Raw genomic sequence first — 16,476 nt, 5'->3', positions numbered from 1 at the left:
CCCTACGCTCCTGGTTGCGATGGTGCGGGCCAGCCGACCCGCGCCAGCGTTTCGATCAAGGTGGTGCGCTTGACATTGAAGTTACGGCACACCGCCGCCTTGGACATGCCGCCATCGAGCGCGGCAATGATGGCGTCCAGTTTCTCGCCAACGATGGCAGGTGGTCGGCCGCCGATCCGACCGCGTTTGCGCGCGGCGGTCAGCCCCGCGACGACGCGCTCCTGGATCAAGGCGCGCTCATATTGCGCGAGTGCGCCGAACACCTGAAATAGGAACTCGCCCGATGGCGTCGTGGTGTCCAGGTTCTCCGTCAGCGAGCGGAACGCCACCCGCTTATCCTTGAGTGAGGTCACGATGCCAAGCAGATGCGACAGCGAGCGGCCGAGCCGGTCGAGCTTCCACACGACCAGCACGTCACTGGGCCGGACGAATTCCAGCGCCTGCGCCAGGCCGGCGCGGTCATCCTTCGCGCCTGAGGCGTGATCCTCGAACAGGTGACGCGGATCGATGCCGGCGGCGAGCAGTGCATCGCGCTGCAAGTTCGTGCTCTGTCGGTCGGTGTCAGACGACACGCGCATGTAGCCAATCAACATAGGCGGATAACCATCAGAAATAGGTTTCCGTATGGTAGCGCGTGGCGACAGAGTTTTCCGCACAATTTTGAGGCCATCCATGGGTTGGTGCACATGACTTTTGCGGAGGTGTCGTAAAACAAGTGTTTCACGACATGCCCCTTGAACCTGCCGTACTTGTGAAATTACCTGAACAGGTATAAGATGCCATCATGACCGACAAAGAAAAACCGCTCGAATGGATCGCGAGCAGCTACAAGGATCTGATGGCGTTGCCGCCGGACGTGCGTCGGCGTTTCGGTTACGCGCTGTCGCTGGCGCAGATGGGCGACCAGGACGACGCGGCCAAGGTGCTCAAGGGCTTTGGCGGTGCCGGTGTGCTGGAAGTCATCGAAGACGATGCCGGTGGCACGTATCGGGCGGTCTACACGGTGAAGTTTGCGGAAGCGGTGTTCGTCCTGCACTGCTTCCAGAAGAAGAGCAAGAGCGGGATCGCCACGCCAAAGGTGGACATGGACATCATCCGCGCTCGGCTGAAGGTGGCCGAAGCATTGGCACAGGAGCTACGAAATGCAAAAACGAATCATTGAAGGCGTCGAGGTTCAACGCAGCTCGGGCAACGTCTTTGCCGACCTTGGACTGCCCGATGCCGAGAAACTGAAAATCAAAACCGGCCTGGTAGTCGAGATCAGGAAAGCGATGCGTGCGCTTGGCTTGACACAACAAGCCGCGGCCAAGCGCATGGGCATCCCGCAACCGAAGGTGTCGGGCATGATGCACGGCGATTTCACCAACCTGTCCGAGCGCAAGCTGATGGACTGCCTGAATCGCCTCGGTTACGACATCGAAATCAAGGTGCGCCCGGCATCCGAGCCGGTCGGGCACCTGACGCTCGCCACCGCCTGACCAGGAACGTCACGATGGCCGCGCGCATTACCGACGAAGAATGGGACAAGCTGTCTCCGGAGAATTTCGAGACGCATTCGCTGTTGCGTGCGGTCGATGCCATGGACGAGCTGCGCGACGATCTCAACGATGGCGAAGACGCCGCCCCGCCGCAGCTTCGCACCGACCTGCTGAAGTTGCACCAACTGGCGATGGCCGTCATCAACGAGGGATCGCGCAGCCAGGTTGCCGACCTGTTCGAGCTGGCCGGTGATCTGGACGAGCAGGTTTCCTACATGATGACCAAGCTGGAAGAGATACAGGACACGCTGTCGCGGTTGACGGCGCTGTACCCGGACAGCCTGTACTACGGCGGATTGGACGGTGCCGAATGATCGGCTGGTGGATCGTCATATCGACGCAAAGCCCTGAGGAACGCGACCGCGCCGACCAGGAGGCCCGCCGTGCGGCCATCCTGGCGCAGTGGGAGACAGGCGCGGACGGCATCCGCTGGATTGAGCGCCTGACGGAAGCGGGCACGGTTGCCAAGCTCGCCGGAGGCGGCTACCCAAACCGCTACACCGCTCGCGCTGCCGACGTGCTGCCGCTGATTGAGGGCGGCGGCATCCAGCCGTCCAAGGATGGCGTCTGGATTTTCGGTATCGACGAAAGCGAGGAATACGCCCAGCCGCCCGGCTGGATGGGAAAGGTCGAAGTGCATGCCGACCGTGTGGCCGCCTGTCCTGCCGATCTGGTCTTGACCATCGACGCCTGGGATCAGTCCTGAATGTTCTGGGAGACAGACACGTTATGAGTCGCAGCCGCCGCAAGACACCCATCGTTGGGCACACGACGTGCCGCAGCGAGCGCGAGGACAAGAAGCTCTGGCATCAGCGCTGGCGAACTCGCGAACGCACGGCGCTGGCCAGTGCATCGCCGGATGCGCTGAGCGCCCACCTGCCCTTGCTGGAAAACCAGGTCAGCAGCGTCTGGTCGATGGGCAAGGACGGCCGCTCCTACTGGCCCGTCAAGCGCCAGGCCGCCACGGCGGATCGCATCGCCAACCACAAGGGACGCAACCCGCAAGAGCGCGCCGCCCTGAAACAGCGCCTGCTGCGCAAGTGGATGAGCAAATGAGCGTGTCCAGCATCGAGACGCTGGCCAGCGCTTGGGCGCGGATCGCCGAGGAAGTGGAGTTCCCGAAGCCACCGCCTCACCAGAAGCGCACAGTGCCAGCGAGGCGATCCAGGAACGGATTCGGGAGCACATCGTCGCCACCGACGACATGCGCCTGTTTGGTCTGCTGCACCTGTTGGGCCAAGCGTCGCTGCGCATGGAACAAACGCTGTGGCCGGAGGAATACGAGAGTGCATGACCCGTGAGGTCGAGGAAGCCCTGCGGGAGGCCGACGACCCCAACGCCAGGCGCATACCCATGAAGAAGTCATGCAGGCGATGCAGGAGCGTATCGACCGGGTGCGAAACAAACCATGTTGATCGCTTGACGGAAATTTCTGGGGTTCCGGCTTGCAACCCCATGTGGTATGCGGCACGGTAGGGTCATGGCAAGGTGAATGCCGGCACCCCTTACAAGGGGAAGGCCACATGAAATGCCTTCCACATGATCGATAATGGCAGTGATCAACGTTTCGTCAACCAGCTTTCCTCGAAACGATCTGCTGGCTTGGGTCTTCCGAAATGAAATCCTTGCGCCAGATGGCATCCCATGGCCAGCAAAGCCGTCGCCTGATCGGCATGCTCGATGCCTTCGGCCAGGGTTTCCAGTTCCATGCCGCGGCCCATCGCGATGATCGTGCCGACGATGGAGCGATCGTTTCGGTCGCTCAACATGTCGCGCACGAAAGAGATATCGATCTTGAGCCGGCTCACCGGGAATCGCTTGAGATAGGACAGCGAGGAATAGCCGGTTCCGAAATCGTCGATCGATAACGAGAACCCGGCGGCCGCCAGGGCCTGCGTGATCTCCACGGCCCGGTCCGGGTCGCGCATCATGCCGCTCTCGGTCAGTTCGAGCTCGATGCGGGCGGGAGCGGCGCCGTTCTCTCGTGCAATCCGTATGGCGGTGTCCACGAAACCGTCGTCCTCTAATTGTCTGGCCGAGACATTGACGGCGACTCTCCCGGGCATCGGGCGGCCGTCCGTTTCCCATTGGCGCACCTGCCCGCAGGCCGCGGCGAGCGCCCATTCTCCCAGGGAAACGATCAGGCCGCGCTCCTCAGCGATGGGGATGAAGTCGGCGGGACTGACGGAACCCCATTCGGGATCCGTCCAGCGCATCAAGGCTTCGGCGCCGATCAGCGCGCCGCTCGCCAGATTCACCTGCGGCTGATAATGGAGCTGCAATTGTCCATTGATAAGCGCCTTTTCGAGCCGCTTGGCGATGCCCAGGCGGCGCGCCAGTTCCTCGCCCATTTCGGCGCGGTAAAAGCGGTAGCCACCGCCCGCGCCCTTGGCGCGATACATGGCGATGTCGGCATGCTTGAGCAGTGCCTCGGTAGATGTCCCGTCTTCCGGGAAAATGGCGATACCGATGCTCGTCGAGACGCTGAAGCCCTGGTCGCCCACGGCTATCGGGGTCGCCAATGCCTCGGCGATCCGCTCCGCGATGCGCACGGCCGCCTTGCCGGAATCCGACGCAATGATGACGAACTCGTCGCCGGATAACCGCGCGAGCGTCTCCTCTTCGCGCAGGGCCTCCCGGAAGCGCCGCGCCACCTCCACGAGCACGCGGTCGCCCGCATCGTGGCCGAGCGTGTCGTTGATGTCCTTGAACCGGTCCAGATCGAGGAAGAGCAGGGCCAGCCGCTGGCCGCGTCGCTCGGCGGCCGCCAGTTCGTGGCGCAATCGATCCATGAACAGGGCGCGGTTGGGCAACACGGTCAAGGGATCATAGAACGCCAGAGTTTCGATCCGCGTTTCGGCCGCCTTGCGGTCGGTGATGTCCTGCACGGTGCCCACGGCCTTGATCGGCCGATGTTCGCCATCGAACTCGATCTCCGCCCGTTCTTCCACCCAGCGCGCTTCCCCATCCGCGACGATGCGGTGTTGCAGGTGGTAGGGCGCGCCCGCGAGCGCCGCCTGCCAGGCCGCGTCGACCATCTCCCGATCCTCCGGATGGACGCAGGCGAGGAAGGTCCCATAACGGATGGCTGCCTTCCGATCGACGCCGAAAATCCTGTAGACCTCCGGCGACCAGGCCAGCGTCCCGGCCAGGAAATCGAGCCGCCAGCTGCCGATGCGCGCCACTTCCTGGGCGCGCAGCAATGTGGTTTCGCTCTCCCGCAATGCGTCCTGGAGGCGGGCCTGTTCGGTCATGTCTTCCACGATGACCAGCAGACGAGCTTCTTCTTCTTCTTCTTCTTCTTCCGCAAGGCGGATGCCAGTCAGGGTTGCGCGCACGGGGATCGCCGGGCCATCCGGCGCGCGCGCCATTTCGAAAAACAGGTCACGCTTGACGATGCCGGTTTCCCGAACCTCGTGCAAATGGTGATCGAGACCTTCCGCCCGGATCAGCATCGCCAGCGGTTGGCCGTGCGCATCCATCTCGCTCAACTCGAAGCGCCGGGCAAAGGCGCGGTTGATCGAGATGACCGTGAGGTCGGCCGTCAGCACGGCTAGTCCGTCGGGAATCGCCGAGAACACCAGTTCCGCGTATTCCCGCAGGGACAGGATCGCCTGCCGGTCTGCATGGACATAGGTGTCCATCGCCAGTCCCATGTCGAACAGGACGATCTTGAGCAGGGACTGGAGTGTCGCGATGGCTAGGTCGGGATCGTCGCCGAGGCGTTGCCACAGGTCGGGCAGCGCATCGGCGAGATACTTGGCGTACGCCCCGAGATACCATTGCGTCTCCAGGCCGATGCGCTGATGCGCAAGGCCCACGCGCAGGCGATGGCGCACGTAGTCGGCGTCATAGGTCCCGGCCGTGAGGGTATCGAAGTACTGCGCCTGGGTGGTTCTGAGACGATCGAGCGACGCCTCGTCCGGAATGAACCGCCGCGTTTCCTCGAAGCGCAGCAGATGATCGTAGAAACGCCGCGCGAAATCCTGCTCCGTGCCGGAAAGCAGCCCGTGCAGGCGTTTGAGCCGGGCGGCATCCTCGTCCGTGAATTCAAGGAAGATTTTGCGCGCGGCGATGCCGGCCTCGGTCAGACCGAGCGCGGCCATCATCGCCTGGGCCATCTCGTCGGCCGGCTTCATCGCACCCGCTCGCGCAGCCATCCATTCCGGCGACACGAAATGGCCGTCAGGCTTGCTTGCTTGCTTGCTTGCGCAAGGCGCTTTCCAATTCACGGTTCTTGTTGTTCATGGACTCATCCGGTTGCACGGCGGCGGGACGCCGAAGGTCTCGCGGTACGCGAGATACAGCCGCCGTTCGAGGCCGCGCCAGTTTTCCTCGACGATCCGGAACCTCACCTTCGCCCTCCCTTCCGCCAGATGGCGGTGAAGCATCATGTTACCACTGCTGCCCCGCAGGTGATCAGCCAGGCGCTTGCGCAAGCCCTGTGTCGAGCCGATATACACCACCGGCAGTCGCTCGACCGCGTCGGCGGGACATCGGTTCTCGACGGCGACCGGCGCGCGAATCTCGTAGACACCTGCCCGGCATGGCACATGCACCGCGAGCACCGACGGCGTCAGGGGCAGCAACGCGGAAAATCCCTCCGTTGCCATCCGGTAGTCCGCAAGCGCCGCGCGACGGCGGCAGTCGGGAAGCGCGAGCTGGTGACGGATGGCGGCGATCGATCGCCGCGAAAGGCGGGTTCCGTGTTGTTGCTCCAGAAGCGCGGCAAGCTGTGCGTCGGACCATGGGCGCGCAATCTCACCTGCAAGAAGCAGTTGTTTCTCGCTTTTTACCAACAAATCAAGTCGATGACAATGCAGTTGCCGTTCGCTGGGGAATAGTCTGGACAGGGGCAATGTCTTGCCGTCCGGCATCGTGATGGCAAGGCCGCGCACGAGCCGGGAAATGCGGCCTGCATCTGCCACCATGGGCAACTCCACTCGTTCGCCAATGCGTCTCGACAGGTGCACCTGCGGCAAGGGGGCGAGCGCGAGCGGATCGCCCGTGGCGAGAAAGTCGCGCTGTGCGTCCAGCAACGAATTCATCAGTGCATGGGTGAGTCGGTTGCGGCTATTGACGAGGCGCAGACGATGGAGCAGCGCGATCTGGTCGCCGGCGATGGCGCCGGATGCGCGCATATCCCCGATCGCTGTCTCGTCGAACCGATATTCGCGTCCGAGAACCTCATGCCGATACATGAAGACGAGCCCGCCTTCGTGACGAACGACCCTGCCGAGGGTGGCGGGGGCGGAATGACGCGTGGCGAGGTCCGCATCGAAAATCGCACCCGGAATCGAGGCAGGCTTCACCCAGCTTGCGCCGCGGAACGGGAGCGAGGCTTCGATGCGCCCGACTGAGCGTTCGTAGGCGCCCAGCGGCTGTTCCAGGCATCGGGCCAGAACGATCTTGCCGAGTGTGCTGGCGTCCAGACCATTGCTGTTTTTCTTCAAGGGCAGTACTTACGGAAATCAAGGCCGACATCGAGCCTACTCAGGGCTGGTGGCGGGTGACAGTGCCAGATATGGATTGTCTGGCGGCGTGTTGTTGAACAGAACTCGTGGATATTTCAGCAAGTAGCCGTGGAGGCGCCGCGATTTCCGCGGCCTGGTGACCGTGCAGGTCCAGATGCTCAGACCGTTCGGTTGCTTGCGGTGCAGTTGCAGCTTCTCGAATCGTTTCTGCACCCATTGCCAATCGGCCAACTGTTCCTGCTTTGCATGGACGGCCACGCAGGTGCCGGTAATGGCGTGTAGATCAGTGTCACCGATTCAACAGATTCGAGGGACGGCGCTTCCATGGTTGGAGGAAGAGACTCGGTGGCCTTCCAGATCGCCTTGCCATCCGGCGTGGCCAGGACAATGCCATGGTCCTGCAGGACGTTGAACACCGCCGTGCTGTTCGACGGAATGCCGTCGATGTCCTGGGTCAGCCATCCATCCGAGCCCTGGGGCTGGTTCAGCTTGAATTCCTCCCGAGTAGATAGCGCAGGCCGTCCAGCAGCTTGCGCTGCAGCGCGTGCCTGGGCGCCGCCAATGCCTTACCTGGATCGCCGCCAGGTTCCTGGGCAACCGAGGCCTGGTCGGCCTGGATGACCAGCTCGCAGAGCGTGCCAGCATGCTCGTAACTGGCCGGCCAGGACGTAGAGCAGCCCGGTGGCGGCGCCGTGCAGACGGTATTCGCGGTCAGTCCGGTAGCGGTACGGCCTGACCGCCGCAGCGGGCCGTGCCAGGGGTGCCAGACCGTCCCGTCGGCGTAAACGACATGCAGGTCGACGGCGATCTTGCCGATGTCGTGCAGCAGTGCTGCGTAGGCGGTGCCCGCAGTCCAGGCTTCGGCCTGGGCGGCCTGGGCTTCCGGCGTGGCACCGGCCGGCAGGAGATGGGATTGCCTCAGCTTCAGCGCGTAGGCCACGATTTCCAGGCCGTGGTCCAGCATGCCGCCCGGGTAGGCGTGGTGGTAGCTTTCCGAAGCCGGAAAATGCTGGACCAGCTCGGCGTAGCGCTCCAGTGGCACCCGATACAGCCTGGCCCGTCAAGCGCCAGGCCGCCACGGCGGAGCGTATCGACCGGGCGCGAGACAAAACATGTTGATTGCTTGACGGAAATTTCTGGGGTTCCGGCTTACTCCAAGGTGGCGGCTGGTGACACGACTGCTTGCTCTACCCCATTACGCGATGGCGGGCGCGGTGGTAGTTCTACTGCTATGCGGCGGTGACAAAGGGGTTGTAAGCCGGAACCGCCGAAAATTCCGCCATTAACCAACTTGCCAAATATAACCAACTAGGTTAGAATGAATCTATGGAGAAACGAACCCCGCATTGCAAGTTGTCAGCCGTCAAAGCCTTGGTAGAGGCTGGCAACGTGCGCACCACGCACGCGGCGCGTACCGGCGCAAATGAGTTGGGTTTTGCCTTCGCCGACATGCTGGACGTGGTGATGGCACTGACGCCAGCGGATTTCTACAAGAGCATGACCACCCATGCCGATCACACGGTATGGCAGGACGTGTACCACCCCAGCACGCAGGCGGGTGACGTGTACCTGAAGCTGACGGTCATTGATGATGTGCTGATCGTGTCCTTTAAGGAGCTATGAACATGAAATGTCCTGTTTGCGGCGCGGCGGAACTGATCCATGACACCCGCGACCTACCTTATACCTACAAGGGTGAAACCACCGTCATTGCAGCGGTGACGGGCGACTTCTGCCCGGCCTGCGCCGAGTCGGTTTTGGACGCGGCGGAATCAAACCGCGTCATGCGCGAAATGCGCGCCTTCTCCAAGCAGGTGAACGCGGCCATCGTTGATCCGGGCTTCATCACGGATGTGCGCAAGAAGCTTGATCTTGACCAGCGTGAAGCTGCCGAAATCTTCGGCGGTGGCATCAATGCCTTCTCGCGCTACGAGAACGGCAAGACCAAGCCGCCGCTGGCCTTGGTCAAGTTGTTCAAGCTGCTAGACCGCCACCCCGACTTGCTCAACGAGGTTAAAGCCGCCTGACTGGCCGGAAAACAGTTGTTTTCCGGCAGAGACATGGCCAGACCAAAAACGGTCTGCTTTAACCTCCAAAACATGCACGGGAAACCGTGTCGGATAGCCAAAGAGGCCGGAAACATCGTGGGCGACGTTTTCCGTCGGAATTTTCGGCGGTTCCGGCTTACAACCCCACAAAGGCACCCAGGACGCCGACATCGAGCGCGCGATTGGGTTTTGGAAAGACTGGCAACGGAGGTCAGCATGAAGGATCGAAGCCACGACGAAGCAATGGCCGAACTGTTCAAGGAAGACCCGGCTTTTGCGGCCGAGTACCTAAACCAGCTTCTCCTGGATGGAGAACCGGCCGATCTACTGGTGGCGCTGCGCCAGATGGCTCAAGCGCGCGGTGGCGTGCGCGCTATCGCCAAAGAAACCGAGCTGAATGCCAACCAGCTCTACCGCACGCTGTCGCCCCAGGGCAACCCGGAGCTGCGCAGCCTGTCTGCCGTGCTCAAGGCGCTGGGCCTGCGCTTGGCGGTGCAGCCAGTCGGCCAGCACCATGCCACGGCATGAATCGGAACGCACAAAAGAAAATGCCCGGCGAGCAGGCCGGGCACTTCAAAGACCATCATCAACCCCTAACGGATCAACCCGCTTGGCAGCAAGAGACACATAAGGAGCAATGAATGTCCCATCATAACACAGACAGCGAAAGCGCAACACTTTTTCCACTTGGGCGAGGCGATGAGCCGGCAAGTGGGAACATCCTGGCCAGCGCCGTGCAACCTGACCTGTTTGTGGTGCTTGAGGCGATCCATGATTGGCCCGTTAAAGATGATGTGTCCTCAATGGAGTACCCCATCTTCTCCCTGTCAAAGAACCGCGACACGCGCATCCGCGTCTATTCGCGTGCAGGCCGGAGCATTCGCATCATCCCGTCCGCTGTGGGCGCGGCTACAGTCTTCGACAAAGACATCCTGATCTACTGCATCAGCCAGATCGTGCGAGGGCACGATGCTGGCATCAAGGTTTCGCGCCGTGTCCGCGTGGACGTGTACCCGTTTCTGCTGGGAACGCGCCGCAGCACCGGAGGCGCGGCCTACGAGCGCGTGGTGGACATGTGCCGGCGCTTGAAGGGCACCACCATTGAAACGAACGTCAAGACGAACGAGAAGGAACAGCTCGAAGGCTTCGGCTTGATCGAAGACTACCGCGTGACGACCTGGACGAAGAACGGCAAGGGCGCGCTGGAGTTGGAACTGACAATTTCTGAATGGCTCTACCGGGCCGCAATGGACTTCGACATCCTCACGCTACACCCAGACTACTTCAGCCTTGGCCAAGCCCTGGAACGCCGCTTGTACGAGCTGGCCCGCAAGCACTGCGGCGATAAGGCATGGTGGGAAATCAGCTTGCCGTTGCTGCTGGAGAAAACGGGCAGCTCGCAGACCTTGCGCCGCTTCAAGCAGGAGATCAAGGAAATCGTGGAGCGCGACCCATTGCCCGACTACCGGATGTTCCTCGACGAGTCCGTGAAGCCCAACAAACTGGTCATCATGACCCGCGATAACGCCAAACTGGTATGCGAGGCCAACAAGGCCGGCAAGCTGTCCTGGGTGTCCTACTTCTTGCAAAAAAAGCTGACCTGACGCCCATGCAGAGGCTCGCCGCACTGCCCCAGCTTGACCACCGGCAGAGCCTCAACCGCCCATCGTGGCCCCCTGGCCAGCGCCGGCCCGGACTCGTCTATCGGCGTACATTTCGCCTTCTTGCCAAACTGCGCGAATTCGTCTATCGCGGTACGGTTTACTCGTCTATCACCGCACACCCCTGTGCGACAAAACTACCGAAAAACCCGCGTCAGCATTGGATTTTTAGCCCGGAAGCATCCGAAAACGCCTTTTTTGCTGCCACGCTGAAAGCATCCGATACTGCCAAAAACACTCGTCTATCGGCGTACATTTGGCTACTTATCCACAGAAAAACCGGCCGTTTCGTCTATCGACGTACAAACACTCGTCTATCGCGGTACGTTTTTCTCGTCTATCGGCGTACAGCTTTCTCGTCTATCGGCGTACATGCCACTTAGAAAAAGTCTTACGCGACAAGGACTTACGACAGCTTATCCACAGCGTAACACGCGCGCGCGTTTTAACGCCTTCTTATTTAACGTTTTAACGCCGCCGAAGGGGGGTGCCCCCCCTTCTCGAACCCTCCCGGCCGGCTTCGCCGTCCTCCCATCCCCCCAGGGGCTTTGCCCCTCGGCCTTCGGCCTCACCCCAAGTCGTGCGCGCCCTTGGCGCGAGTGCTTACAAAGCCCGGCTGCGCCGGGCGGGGGTGCTCCACCGCCCTGCAACCACGGTCTAAGCGGCTCAGGCCGTCCGCAAGCGGCCGTCCTGACCTGCCCCGCAAGCGGGGCACCCTACGGGCGCTAAGACACCGGATAAATCACGCCCGCCGCGTCCTACGGCCGCGCCGGCCGCTCAACCGGGCGCGCTGCGCGCCGTGGAAGACCGTCCCTGCTACACAACCGTCAAAAAGTCTTCAAAAGGGAGGGGCGAAGCCTTCCGCGATGGGCATGACGGCTTAAAAGGGCTGAAATGGCCGCGCAGGAGGCCCGCTACGGCGTTTTCTGACCATTGGCCAGCCCTGACCCCTCGGACACCCGGAAAAATCGCTTGTAGCGCGTTCTGTGCGGTCGATTTTTTTGCTGAACAGCTCATGCGAACCGCTGGCCAGCCACTGCCCTACGGCGGCCGCCTCGATGCGAGCCGGATGCCTGCCGGCGAAAGTGAACACGATAGACGAATCACTGCCCGCGAAGGCTCTGTTTCCGGGGCTTGGCGGTCGAATTCGAGTGCCAGCACGCATGAAATCGGCCTGATCCTGGCTAACTTGCCCATTTTTCCCGGCCTGGAGCCATTCGAGGCTCGGGCCGACGCGCCCGATTCGTCTATCGGGGGCTTTTCCAGAAGGACGGCCGCCGAGGTGGCCACCGACCTGCTTCCACCACCAGCTCGACGCCGGCACGCCGAAGGCAAGGGCGACGGCGGCCGATCCCGACCGGCACTTCGCCTGTTGCGTTTGTTGTTGTTTGCTGTAAAATACAACATACAACAACAAACAACACAATCAACCGAAAGGAGCCTGTCATGGCAAGCGAAGCGATCATCACGGAAGAATTGATCTGTAAAGCCGCCGAACAACTGGCGGCCGAGGGGATGCGCCCGACGAACGAGACGGTGCGCGAACTGCTGGCGAAGTGGACGAGCACGAAGGGCGGCAGCTACGCCACCATCGGCCCGGTGCTGCGAGCCTGGAAGGCACGCCGCAAGGCGGCCGAGTCGGCCGAGCCGGTGCGCGAAGCCGCGCCCCAGGTGGTGCTCGACAAGGTGCAGGGCTGGGCTTCAGACATGTGGGGCGTGGCCCTGGAGCTTGCCAACGGCCGCTTGGCCTCCGAGCGTGAATCCCTGGAGCGGGTGCGTCAGGAACTCGAAGCCGAGACTGCGGAGGCGCTGGCCCTGGCCGAGAAACGCGAGGACGAACGCGATGAGGCGCGCCGGCAAGCTGCCGAACTGACCGACCAACTGACCAGCCTTCAGGCCGACGTGGCTGCACAAACCGAGCGGGCGGCGGCGGGGGAGGCGCGGGCGGCCGAGCTGGAGAAGCGGGCCAACGAGGTGCATGACGACCTGAAGGCTGAACGGGCGCGACGCGATGAAGCGGAGGCCGCACGCCGGACGGTGGAAGCCGAGCTTTCCACCCAGCGCGCCGACGTGGCCCGACTCTCCCAGCAAGCGGCAGACTTGGAGCGCGAGCTGGCCCAAGTTCGCGGTGAACTTGCGCGAGTGCAGGAGCAAGGAGCGGCCGAGCTGGCGGCGGCGCGGAAAGAGCACGCCGAAGGGGTGACTGCTCAACGTGCCCAGCATGATGCCGAGGTGGGGCGACTGAAAGATGCTCACCAGCAGGCATTGCACGACCAGAAGCAGCGCAGCGTGGAGGTCATCGGCAAGCTGGAGGCTTCCAAGCAGCGCATGGAGGCCGAGCTGGACGAGGCGCGCAAAGAGGCCCGCGATGCGGCCGCCCAACTTGGCCGGGTGACAGGGGAACTCGACGCGCTGCGCAGTCAAGTCGCCAGTCAAGAGGCGACCATCCGGGGTTTCACCGCAAAAAAGGCTGACAAGACGTGATCGGCTCCGCGTGGCTGCATCTGGCCAGCTTCGCGGTCATGCTGGTGGCGATCCGCGCCGTCCGGCGCTGGACGTGGCTGTACGCCTTGTCCGTGCTGCCCGGCACGCTGGCCCATGAGGCTATGCACTGGCTGGCCGGCTGGCTGTTTGGTGCGCGCCCGGTTTCCCTGTCGATCCTGCCGCGCCGGATGCCTGACGGGGAGCTGCTGCTGGGGCGCGTGCTGTTCATGCGCCTGCGCTGGTGGAATGCGGTTCCCGTGGCCCTCGCGCCCTTCCTTCTCATCCCGTTGAGCGCCGGCCTGCTGTGGCATTCCGCTGGCTGGCCCGCTCTCGCATGGCCCAGCCTTGGCCTGAAGCTCCTGGCCGTGCAATGCCTGCTGGCGACGTGGCCGAGCGGCAGCGATTGGCGGCACGCCCTGGCCGGCGCAGCCGTGGCCGGGGCGCTGACGCTCGCCGGTCTCTACCTCTACAACCGTTTGGGCTTCACCCTGCGGTGACTTTCGCGCGCGAAAGCCTACGCCGGCTGCTTTTGTGCTTTCATAATGAAAGCAACTTTTTTGCGTGAGCTATTGACGGTCAATAGTTTGACGGGTAGAATATAGGCGTTGCTTCAGTGATGAGGCGATGCCCCGGCAGGGGTGACGGTGAGCAGACCAGACCCCAGCCGCTTAGACCATCTTCAACCCTTCCGCATAAGGAAACGACCATGCAGACCGCCCACATCGCCCAGGCCGACGCCACCGCCCAAACCACGGATTACCCGCAATGGGTGATCGTTGAGAACGCCGGCACCGATGCCGAAGACGTGTGGAGCGACCACCACACTTTCAAGGCGGCGCTGAAGGAGCTGGAGAGCTGCGGCGGCACTGACAACGGCTTCGACCTGATGAAGCGCCTCCCCGATGGCACCTTGACCACGGAATTCTGACCCAATGCGCTGCATCGACCTCTTTGCCGGGGCCGGTGGCTTCACCGAAGGCGCGCGCCTTGCCGGCGCGCGCGTCGTGTGGGCCGCAAACCATTGGCCGCTCGCTGTTCAGTACCACCAGACCAACCACCCGGACACTTGGCACGAATGCCAAGACCTTCAGCAAGCCGACTGGCGCGCGGTGCCCGCGCATGATGTCGTGCTGGCTTCGCCGGCCTGCCAAGGGCATTCGAGGGCAAGAGGCCGCGAGCGGCCGCACCATGACGCGCTGCGCAGCACGGCTTGGGCCGTGGTGGCTTGCGCGGAATATCACCGCAGCCCGGTGATCCTGGTCGAGAACGTGCCCGACTTTGAGAAGTGGGTGCTTTATCCGGCTTGGCGCGATGCGCTGCGCCGGCTGGGCTACGCCGTTTCGCCGCATCTGGTCGATGCGGCCGATCATGGCGTGCCGCAGAACCGGCAACGCCTGTTCCTGGTCTGCACGCGCTCGCGGCGGCCGCTGCGCTTGAGCCTGCCGCGCCGCGAGCACCGACCCATTGCCGACGTGATCCAGTGGGATGCCCACCCGTGGAGTCCGATCGCCACGCCGAGGCGCAGCGAAAAGACGCTGCGCCAGATCGCGGCGGGCCGTGCTGCGCACGGCGACCGCTTCTTGATCCCGTACTACTCCAGCGGCAGCGGCCTCACTGGCCGCAGCATCCACCGGCCTGTCGGCACCATCACGACCCGCGACCGCTGGGCCGTGATCGAGGGCGACCGGATGCGAATGCTTGCCGTGCCCGAGGCACGGGACGCTATGAGCTTTCCGCCGTCCTACGTCCTCCCCAACGTCCACCGCGATGCCATGCACCTGCTGGGCAATGCCGTCTGCCCCGTGGTGGCCGCTGACTTCCTCAACGAGCTGCGCCTTGCGGCTTGATCGAACTTCCTGGAGCTACCCCATGAAACCCTCTCGCTTCCTTCCTGTGATCCTCGCCGGCCTCGCCTTGAGCTGGGCCGGCTCCGCTTCCGCCTACAAGCCCGGCGTGCTGCGCGAGCTGGCCGATGCCATCGAGACGGCCGCGCCCGTATCCGTGCCTGCGGCCGGCTCTATCGAGGTGGGCTTTTCACCCAAAGGCGGGGCCGAGGCCCTGGTGCTTCGCGTCATCGACTCCGCGAAGACAGACATCAAGGCACTGTCCTACAGCTTCACCAGCCCGCGCGTGGTGGCCGCGCTGCTGCGCGCGGCCAAGCGCGGGGTGGCCGTTTCCCTGGTGGCCGACTACAAGAACAACGTCACCGACGACCGGAGCGGGAAGGGCCGGGCGGCCCTTTCCGCGCTGGCTGAAGCTGGCTGCGACGTGCGCGTAATTTCCGCTTACCCGATCCACCATGACAAGGTGCTGATCGTGGATCGCCAGACTGTCGAGCTGGGGAGCTTCAACTACTCCGACGCGGCCGCGCGCGTGAATTCGGAGAATGTCCTGGTGAACTGGAATAATCCGGCGCTGGCCAAGGCATATCTGGCCCATTTTGATCGCAACTGGCGGCAATCCGAGCCTTTCCGCGCCCGGTATTAACAGGAACTCGGAGAACATCATGACCGTCGATTTTTTCCTCATTGACGCCCCGCACACCGTCCCCCAGGAATTCAAGGCTTGGGAGGCCGCGAAAGCGCATCACCGCGCTGTTTTTCTGCGCTGCGTGGATGCCGAAGATGGCAGCGCCGAACAATCCCGCCTCGATGCGGAAGGCCGGGCCGCGAAGGCCGAGGCTGACCGCTTGGAGCAAGCCGCGCGAACGGCTTGGCTGCGGGCGAAGCGGCAGTCCGTGGAAATCCACCTCAACGATGACACGCGCGAAACCCGGCATTGCTTTACCGAGCAGCCGTTACGAATCCACGCCGGTTTCACGCATGAGGATGCGGCCGCTGGCTGGCGTCAAGTCCTGGCCTTTTCTGCCAGTCAGACCCCTGACGCCGACACCTTGGCACGGATCGAGCGGGCGAAATCGGATGCCGTCTCGCAACTGGAGTCCTATTGGGCCGAGCTGGCCGACGCCACCGATATTCAGCGCGTGATCTACCAGGGCGTGCATTACACCTGGGATGTGCTTGGCGAGGGAATCGGCTTCGGCGGGCAGGCATTCCGTGTTGAGTGGCTGGCCGCTGATCGAGAGCCGACCGAGTGCAATTTGTTCGCGCAGGGCCGCATCCCGGTTTGGATGCGTGACAAGCTGCCCGATAACGCCCGTTCCATCGAAGACTTGGGCTATCGGATTAACCCGTTTCCGGCTGTGGATGACAGCTTGGATGACGACCCGCCGTATTAACCCCTGGGGCGTCTCCCCTGCGGGGCCGGGCTT

The 16,476-nt window shown here is 63.0% G+C and carries 19 protein-coding genes and 2 pseudogenes; 17 read left to right on the top strand and 4 right to left on the bottom strand.

Annotated features, from left to right (window positions below):
• Positions 1-2: 2 nt before the first annotated feature.
• Positions 3-593 carry a recombinase family protein gene (locus tag I3K84_RS21100; RefSeq protein ID WP_196996159.1) on the bottom strand — a complete coding sequence of 197 codons (591 nt, stop codon included), beginning with the start codon at positions 591-593 and terminating at the stop codon, positions 3-5.
• 191 nt (positions 594-784) lie between these two features.
• Here I3K84_RS21100 and I3K84_RS21095 point away from each other — a divergent pair, with 191 nt between their 5' ends.
• The 6 genes and pseudogenes from I3K84_RS21095 (at position 785) to I3K84_RS21070 (ending at position 2,953) form a co-directional block, all read left to right on the top strand.
• Complete coding sequence (locus I3K84_RS21095; RefSeq protein WP_196996158.1) at positions 785-1,162, top strand: type II toxin-antitoxin system RelE/ParE family toxin; 378 nt, start codon at positions 785-787, stop codon at positions 1,160-1,162.
• Positions 1,143-1,478, top strand: a complete 336-nt coding sequence (locus tag I3K84_RS21090) for a helix-turn-helix domain-containing protein (protein WP_196996157.1) — start codon at positions 1,143-1,145, stop codon at positions 1,476-1,478. The genes I3K84_RS21095 and I3K84_RS21090 overlap by 20 nt, the downstream gene beginning before the upstream one ends.
• A 14-nt stretch (positions 1,479-1,492) precedes the next feature.
• Positions 1,493-1,852, top strand: a complete 360-nt coding sequence (locus I3K84_RS21085) for a transposase (protein ID WP_196996156.1) — start codon at positions 1,493-1,495, stop codon at positions 1,850-1,852.
• Positions 1,849-2,244: a hypothetical protein gene (locus I3K84_RS21080; RefSeq protein ID WP_196996155.1), complete on the top strand. Its 396-nt coding sequence runs from the start codon at positions 1,849-1,851 to the stop codon at positions 2,242-2,244. Before I3K84_RS21085 ends, I3K84_RS21080 begins: the two co-directional genes overlap by 4 nt.
• A 23-nt stretch (positions 2,245-2,267) precedes the next feature.
• Positions 2,268-2,594: a hypothetical protein gene (locus I3K84_RS21075; protein WP_196996154.1), complete on the top strand. Its 327-nt coding sequence runs from the start codon at positions 2,268-2,270 to the stop codon at positions 2,592-2,594.
• Positions 2,591-2,953 (top strand): annotated as a pseudogene (locus tag I3K84_RS21070) (hypothetical protein). Before I3K84_RS21075 ends, I3K84_RS21070 begins: the two are co-directional and overlap by 4 nt.
• Before the next feature lie 144 nt (positions 2,954-3,097).
• Here the strand turns inward: I3K84_RS21070 and I3K84_RS21065 are convergent.
• The 3 genes and pseudogenes from I3K84_RS21065 to I3K84_RS21055 form a co-directional block, all read right to left on the bottom strand.
• The gene (locus I3K84_RS21065) at positions 3,098-5,677 is read right to left on the bottom strand and encodes an EAL domain-containing protein (protein ID WP_196996153.1); all 2,580 of its coding nucleotides are present in this window, start codon (positions 5,675-5,677) and stop codon (positions 3,098-3,100) included.
• 105 nt (positions 5,678-5,782) lie between these two features.
• Positions 5,783-6,991, bottom strand: coding sequence for a GIY-YIG nuclease family protein (locus I3K84_RS21060; protein WP_231403494.1), 1,209 nt, complete (start codon positions 6,989-6,991; stop codon positions 5,783-5,785).
• A gap of 36 nt (positions 6,992-7,027) precedes the next feature.
• Positions 7,028-8,069, bottom strand: a pseudogene (locus I3K84_RS21055) (helicase/relaxase domain-containing protein); the annotation flags it as partial.
• Positions 8,070-8,338: 269 nt separating this feature from the next.
• On the opposite strand from I3K84_RS21055, the gene I3K84_RS21050 reads away from it, so the two are divergent.
• The 11 genes from I3K84_RS21050 (at position 8,339) to I3K84_RS21000 (ending at position 16,443) form a co-directional block, all read left to right on the top strand.
• Positions 8,339-8,635 (top strand): type II toxin-antitoxin system MqsR family toxin, encoded by a 297-nt coding sequence (locus I3K84_RS21050; RefSeq protein ID WP_196996152.1) that lies wholly within the window; start codon positions 8,339-8,341, stop codon positions 8,633-8,635.
• Positions 8,636-8,637: 2 nt separating this feature from the next.
• Positions 8,638-9,039 (top strand): type II toxin-antitoxin system MqsA family antitoxin, encoded by a 402-nt coding sequence (locus I3K84_RS21045; protein ID WP_196996151.1) that lies wholly within the window; start codon positions 8,638-8,640, stop codon positions 9,037-9,039.
• A 237-nt stretch (positions 9,040-9,276) separates the two neighbouring features.
• Positions 9,277-9,588, top strand: coding sequence for an addiction module antidote protein (locus tag I3K84_RS21040; protein ID WP_004637272.1), 312 nt, complete (start codon positions 9,277-9,279; stop codon positions 9,586-9,588).
• Between the two features lie 113 nt (positions 9,589-9,701).
• On the top strand, positions 9,702-10,664 hold the full coding sequence (locus tag I3K84_RS21035) for a replication initiator protein A (protein ID WP_013723326.1): 963 nt from the start codon (positions 9,702-9,704) through the stop codon (positions 10,662-10,664).
• Between the two features lie 856 nt (positions 10,665-11,520).
• Entirely contained in the window at positions 11,521-12,201 is a 681-nt protein-coding gene (locus tag I3K84_RS21030; protein WP_148262999.1) for a hypothetical protein, read from the top strand.
• Positions 12,168-13,205: a DNA-binding protein gene (locus I3K84_RS21025; protein WP_196996150.1), complete on the top strand. Its 1,038-nt coding sequence runs from the start codon at positions 12,168-12,170 to the stop codon at positions 13,203-13,205. The genes I3K84_RS21030 and I3K84_RS21025 overlap by 34 nt, the downstream gene beginning before the upstream one ends.
• Positions 13,202-13,702, top strand: a complete 501-nt coding sequence (locus I3K84_RS21020; RefSeq protein WP_196996149.1) for a hypothetical protein — start codon at positions 13,202-13,204, stop codon at positions 13,700-13,702. Before I3K84_RS21025 ends, I3K84_RS21020 begins: the two co-directional genes overlap by 4 nt.
• A 209-nt stretch (positions 13,703-13,911) precedes the next feature.
• Positions 13,912-14,133, top strand: coding sequence for a hypothetical protein (locus tag I3K84_RS21015; protein WP_143717920.1), 222 nt, complete (start codon positions 13,912-13,914; stop codon positions 14,131-14,133).
• 4 nt (positions 14,134-14,137) lie between these two features.
• Positions 14,138-15,052, top strand: coding sequence for a DNA cytosine methyltransferase (locus I3K84_RS21010; RefSeq protein WP_009242154.1), 915 nt, complete (start codon positions 14,138-14,140; stop codon positions 15,050-15,052).
• 22 nt (positions 15,053-15,074) lie between these two features.
• A complete protein-coding gene (locus I3K84_RS21005) occupies positions 15,075-15,692 on the top strand; it encodes a phospholipase D family protein (protein ID WP_013723328.1) in 618 nt (205 codons plus the stop codon).
• 19 nt (positions 15,693-15,711) lie between these two features.
• The gene (locus I3K84_RS21000) at positions 15,712-16,443 is read left to right on the top strand and encodes a hypothetical protein (protein WP_143717924.1); all 732 of its coding nucleotides are present in this window, start codon (positions 15,712-15,714) and stop codon (positions 16,441-16,443) included.
• Positions 16,444-16,476 lie beyond the last annotated feature (33 nt).

The organism is Diaphorobacter sp. JS3051, from assembly GCF_015832135.1.
Taxonomy (GTDB): Bacteria; Pseudomonadota; Gammaproteobacteria; order Burkholderiales; family Burkholderiaceae_C; genus Diaphorobacter; species Diaphorobacter nitroreducens.
Note: the sequence above shows the minus strand (reverse complement) of the source record. Positions and strands in the feature narration are given on the sequence as shown.